The organism is Bradyrhizobium sp. BR 10261 (assembly GCF_019455395.1).
In the GTDB taxonomy this organism is placed as follows: Bacteria; Pseudomonadota; Alphaproteobacteria; order Rhizobiales; family Xanthobacteraceae; genus Bradyrhizobium; species Bradyrhizobium manausense.
This window is the reverse complement of record NZ_JACOFQ010000072.1, coordinates 1-907: the sequence shown is the minus strand read 5'-3', so window position 1 is coordinate 907 and position 907 is coordinate 1. Positions and strand designations below refer to the sequence as shown.

1 protein-coding gene is annotated in these 907 nt (G+C 65.4%); it reads left to right on the top strand.

The genetic code is table 11. The features are described 5' to 3' along the window. The coding region (locus HYH07_RS36170) for a GDP-L-fucose synthase (RefSeq protein WP_220006919.1) at positions 1 to 907 on the top strand (907 nt) is incomplete at both ends.

The following is a 907-nucleotide window of genomic DNA, read 5'->3' as shown; positions in this document are numbered from 1 at the left end:
TGGCAAGCGTACCGTTTGAGCTGAAGGGCAAGAGCGTCTACGTCGCCGGCCATCGCGGCATGGTCGGCAGCGCGCTTCTGCGCCGGCTGGCGCGGGAGGACGTCAAGCTTGTGACCGTGGACCGGCGCGAGGTCGATCTCTGCAACCAGGCCCAAGTGTTCGACTGGTTCGCCCGTGTGCGGCCGCAGGTGGTGTTCCTCGCCGCGGCCAAGGTTGGCGGCATCGTCGCCAACAACACGCTGCGCGCCGAGTTCATCTACGACAACATCGCGATCGCCGCGAACGTGATCCAGGCCGCGCATGCGAATGGCGCCGAGAAGCTGATGTTCCTCGGCTCGTCCTGCATCTATCCAAAGCTGGCAGCCCAGCCGCTGCGCGAGGATGCCGTGCTCACCGGTCCGCTGGAGCCGACCAACGAGCCCTATGCCATCGCCAAGATCGCCGGCATCAAGATGGCTGAGGCCTATCGCAGCCAATATGGCAGCGACTTCATCAGCGTGATGCCGACCAACCTCTACGGTCCCGGCGACAATTATCATCCGGAATTGAGCCACGTCGTCGCCGCGCTGATCCGCCGCTTCCATGAGGCGAAAGAGTCGGGCGCCGGAAGCGTCGTCGTCTGGGGCACGGGGACGCCGCGGCGCGAGTTCCTCTATGTCGACGACATGGCGGATGCCTGCGTGCACCTGATGAAGACCTATTCGGGCAGCGACCTCATCAACATCGGCACCGGCGAGGATATCGCCATCGCCGAGTTCGCGCGCGTGGTCGCGGAGATCGTCGGCTATCGCGGCGAGATTTCCTACGACACCTCGCGGCCCGACGGCACGCCGCGCAAGCTGCTCGACGTCAGCAGGCTCGAGAAGCTCGGCTGGCGCGCGACGACCTCGCTTCGCGACGGCTTGAA